The following is a 4,741-nucleotide window of genomic DNA, read 5'->3' as shown; positions in this document are numbered from 1 at the left end:
CCGTCGTCCTCGCGGCCCTCCAGGCTCGAGTCCTCACCCAAACCAGCGAGCCCTGCAACAAGATCAAGACGACGTGTTAATGATCTGCAAGCCCTCTAAGGACTGTCCCGTAATCCCCGGTGGACCGGTGCGCGGCGTCAGATGCGGTGCATCGCAAGGCGGAGGGGCGTCCGCATGCTGGATGTATGTGGACGTTCCGACAACGCGGCGAGGAGTGGGGTCTCACCTGCTCGAGCGCAGCCGAGAGCTTGGGGAAGTAGCTGTCGTCGCGCACCCGCCGGGGACGGGACAGCCCTTAGCGCAGGCGGAACACCGGACCCCGAGGGGTGAAGGGGAGTGGGGCGTTCTCAGGGACGAGGTAGGCGTGTTCGGCACGGACGCGGAGCACATCGCAATGGCCGTCCGTGATGATGAGTACGGGCGCCGTCGGCGGGAAGTCGCCCGCGCGCCGGAGGAGGTCGACGCCAGGCTGCAGGACGGTGCCGCCGCGACCGTGCACCCGGACCCGGCCGGCGATCTCCGTCGGCGGCAGGTAGCCCGCGTCGTACGCGGCGGCGTCGCAGAAGACCACCCGCGCGGCCGGGACATCGCGGGCCTCGGCGTACGAGGCAATGGCGCCGAGCGCCTTGCCGAGCAGGCGTGTGTTCATGGAGCCGGAGGTGTCCAGGACGACGCCGAAGGTGCAGCGGGCGACCTGCTCGGGAGGAAAATACCGCCCGGCACGGGGAATGTCGGGAGCGGATGCCTGGCGGCGGGCGGGCCTCGCGTAGCTGCGCACGGGCTCCGGCCGGGGTACGAACTCGTCGAACCAACGGGCCAGCCGGGCGTCCCAGGGCACCGGAGGGTGGGCGAGCGCCCGGATCTCCTGGACGAGCCCGGCGGGCAGCAGTCCGCGTTCTCCGCCGACGTGCAGGTCGAGGCCCTGGACCAGTCCACGCCGGTAGAACTCGTCGAGGTCGACCCAGTCGCGGGGGCGGCCGTCGAGCGGTTCGCCGAGGATGTCGCCGGTCCCCTTGCCACGCAGGGTGGCCAGGCGCCGCATGCGTCGGGTGTCGGTGACGATCCGGTCGTACACCTCCTCCGCCGACAGACCCTTCAACGCCGGGTCGTACAGCAGTCCTTCGGGCATGGCGCCTACGCGCATCTCGACAAGCCAGCCGTTCACGACGTAATCGGCGGCCACGTTGAAGAGGTACGGGTCGCGGGCCCCGCGCCGGTCACCGTGGCGCAGAGCCGCGTGCAGCATCTCGTGCGCGAGGACGAACCGCCATTCCTCGTCGTCGTGCCGGCGCAGTGGGTTCAGGTAGATCTCACCCAGTGCGGCGTCGACGGCGGCGACGGCGATGCCGTGGGTGCGGGCGAACTCGGCGTCGGCGACGAGCTTCATACCGGCCGCGATGCCACCGAGCAGCGGGTAGGAGGAGACGAACCAGCTGAGCGCCCGGTCCCAGGGCTGCCGGGGGAGCCGCTCACCGGTGAGCGTGTCGCGTCGGCCGCCCGCGACGTCCAGGGCGGCGGACATGGTGCGGGTCAGAGAGCGCGCGAAGGCGAGCTGCCAGTCGGGCGGGGTGTGCCAGGCGGACCACGGCACGAGGATCTGGTCGGACGCGTCCCCTCCCGTGCCGCAGTGTTCGTACACGGCAGGGATGCCGTGGCGGCGCCAGCGGTCGGCGAGCTGCTCCTCGTCGCCGTCGGGGTACGAGACCGGCAGGTGGTCGGGGGTGCGGCCGACGGGGAAGGTGAGCAGGAAACGGTTGACGACCGCGCAGCGGGCGGCGAGGTCGAACCGGTCGGGCTGGGGACGGGCCTCCTTGTGGGCGGGGACGTGGCCGAAGCCGAGGTGGACGATGCAGTGGGCGATGGCCCAGGCCCAGTCGGCCGGCTCGGCACGACGGTCGGGATGGACATGCAGCTTGCCGTTGGAGTCGACGGCGACCAGGTCGTGGCGCGGATTCCGGTCGCACTCAGGACTACGGCAGACATCGGCCTCCAGTGCGGCGAGGGCCGGGTTGCGCCGGACGACGGCCAGCCCGGCCAGGAACGCCTCGGTGGCCGGGTCGTTGCGCGCCACCGGCTTGCCGCGAACCTTACGGCTCATCGACGTGCCTCGACCAGTCGCGGCATGTCGCGGGCGGCCTCGACGAGGAACCAGGCGGGCAGCACGGGCTGTCCGTCCTCGTCGTCGCGGATGACGGTCTGGGCGACCTCGACGGAGATCTCGGCGAGCTGGACGAGCAGGGCCTTGGCCCGGTGGGAGGTCTGGCGCAGGGCGGGCGAGATCTGGTCCTTCCCGGCGGGGAGTTCCTTGACGAGTCGGCCTCGGAACGCGTCGGCCAGGTAATAGAGCAGGTCGCGGTCCTCGATGCGGTGGGGCCAGGATGCGTCCCCCTTGACGATGGCGTCTATGCCGTACGCGTGCCGCACGATCTTGGCGTATCCGCAGAACGAGACGGCATGCGCAGGAGTGAGGGTCCCGTGCGCGATGATCTTGAGCGTTTCCTCGTCCAGCGTCGGCCCGAAGGAATGCAGCGCGTCGGAGAGCATGTGCCAGGAGCGGGGCGTCGAGAACGGCTCCTCCGTCTTGGGCGGCTGCGACCAGAGGTGGTCGGAGCGGTCGGTGAGGTAGTCGACCACCCACGGGTGAATGCCGTTCTCGCCCGCCCATGCGAGCCAGTCGGTGGCGGAGGCACGCAGATGCACGTGGGTGAGACGGTTGACGAGCGCGGAGGCGATGGGGCGGGCCAGCGCGTTGTCGGTGGCACGGTTACCGGCACCGATGACGATGGATCCGGCGGGGAGTTCGTAGTTCCCGATCCGCCGGTCGAGGATGAGCGAGTAGAAGGCCTTCTGGACATCGGGGGTGGCCGCGTTCAGCTCGTCCAGGAACAGACAGTACGGCTCGTCGCGGGCGATGGCCTCGGGCGGACAGAAAACGGACTTGCCGTCACGGATCTGCGGTACACCGATGAGGTCCTCGGGCGCGAGCTGCGTGCCGAGCAGGCTGACACATTCGAGGCCGAGGGATGTGGCGAAGTTCCGGACGAGGGACGACTTGCCGATGCCGGGGGCGCCCCACAGGAAGACGGGGCGCACGGTGGCAAGGCCGAGCAGCAGCTCGGGGACACGGGCGGGCGTGACGGTGACGGTTGCCTGCAAGCGGGGAACTCCTGAAACGGATGACGCCGGTGTGCCCGGACTGTTTCGATGTGCGGGGACAGTGTGGACGCGTCGGACATCACGACGCAGCTCATTTATCGCACGGTGTCCGGTCCGTCTCTCTCGACGGAAACAGACGGCCGGTTGGCACGACGCGCACCGTCCCCGCGCGGGTCGCCGCCGTTCCAGCAGGGGCGACCGGGCCGGTCCTGCCGCTGCGGGCCGACCGCCCCACGGCCGCTGTCGCTTCTCGGTTCCGGCGCGGATCTTGGGGAGCGGTCGCGGAGACCACGCCCACGTGTCCAGCACTCCGCCCGCGCCGGCATCGGCACATGGATGGTGGATGGACCAGCTCGGCAAGCACGGGGGGTGTGAAGGCAAAGGTCACCATCTGGCCCCGGGCCAAGCACGGACACACCTGGAAGACTGTTGCCGAAGGTCCAAGAAAGCGAAGTCCGGCGACCAGGGCGCAAGCTCCCGCCGTGCCGAGGCCCGCAAGACATGCGGAGGACCCGGGACCGACAGCCCGGCAGCGGGCGGCAGACATGCGGCGGTCGTGCATGTGCGAGGCGAGGACGGGGGGGACGTCGTCCGAGCCCGCACCCGCTCCTCTCCCCGGAAGTTCTCAGAACCGGCTGTCGAGCCACTCATGGACGGCGAACGCGGTGGTACGGGCGTGCTCCTCCAGCATGGTGAAGTGGTCTCCCGGCACAGTGACTTCGACGTGCGGCCGACTCCAGTCCGGGGCGGGGCCGGAGCCCGGCAGTGGGTCCCGGGCTCGTACGTACAGGGTGGGACAGGCGAGTGGCGCGGGTTTCCAGTCACGGAAGAGCTCGAAGTAACCTGCCATGGCGGTGAGCCGATCGGGACTGGCGGAGGGGAACTCCGCCGCCCGGCGCAGCATGTCCGACGTCATCGCGGAGAGCGCCTGTTCCTGGTCACCGTGACCGGGGGGATAGGTGTCCACCAGGACCACGGCCACCGGGGCGGCACCCTCGGACTCCAGACGCTCGGCCACGGCGTGGGCCACCCAGCCACCGGCCGACCTCCCCAGCAGCACCAGAGGGCCTTCGGCCGCGGCTGCGCGGACGGCAGTGACCTGGGCGGTGACGAGAGCGTCCAGTGTGGCGGGCAGAATCTCTTGGGGTTCGAACCCCGGGTACCGCACCGCGGAAACCGGTCGCAGTCCTCGCAACCCGGCACCGAGGCGCGCGTACTCCTGCGGTCCGGAAAGCGCGCTGAGCGCAGGGAAGCACACCAGCCGGGGCCCCGCGCCGCCCGCCGCGAGCATGACGGGTTCATGTGTCGCACCCGGCGCCCCGGTCCGGTCGAAGACCGGGCGGAGACGTGCGGCGACGGTGAGGAGCACCATGCCGTCCCAGCTCCGGCCCCGGGCGCATGCGGTACGGAAGAGCGCGCCCAGGGAGTCCGGGGTTTCCCCGGCGTGCGGTGCTTCGGTGAACTGCCCCCGGGCGTCCGGCACAGCGCCCGCCCCCGGACCGCTTTCCGGACCGTCGTCCCGCGGCCGGCCGGGGAAGTCCGGGGAGTCGGCAGCCCCAGGCCGCGCCCGGCCGCCGGGCGCGGC

The 4,741-nt window shown here is 71.0% G+C and carries 3 protein-coding genes; all 3 read right to left on the bottom strand.

Features of this window, described 5'->3' with window-relative positions; genetic code table 11:
• Positions 1–295 precede the first annotated feature (295 nt).
• Positions 296–2,098, bottom strand: coding sequence for a vWA domain-containing protein (locus ACWCQ6_RS35855; RefSeq protein ID WP_451096504.1), 1,803 nt, complete (start codon positions 2,096–2,098; stop codon positions 296–298).
• A complete protein-coding gene (locus tag ACWCQ6_RS35850) occupies positions 2,095–3,156 on the bottom strand; it encodes an ATP-binding protein (RefSeq protein ID WP_451096502.1) in 1,062 nt (353 codons plus the stop codon). The genes ACWCQ6_RS35855 and ACWCQ6_RS35850 overlap by 4 nt, the downstream gene beginning before the upstream one ends.
• Before the next feature lie 625 nt (positions 3,157–3,781).
• Positions 3,782–4,741 (bottom strand): thioesterase domain-containing protein (locus ACWCQ6_RS35845; protein WP_451096500.1); only part of this gene is annotated, 960 nt, incomplete at its 5' end.

This window comes from Streptomyces sp. NPDC001880, assembly GCF_053594575.1.
This window is presented reverse-complemented; position numbering and strand designations above follow the sequence as displayed.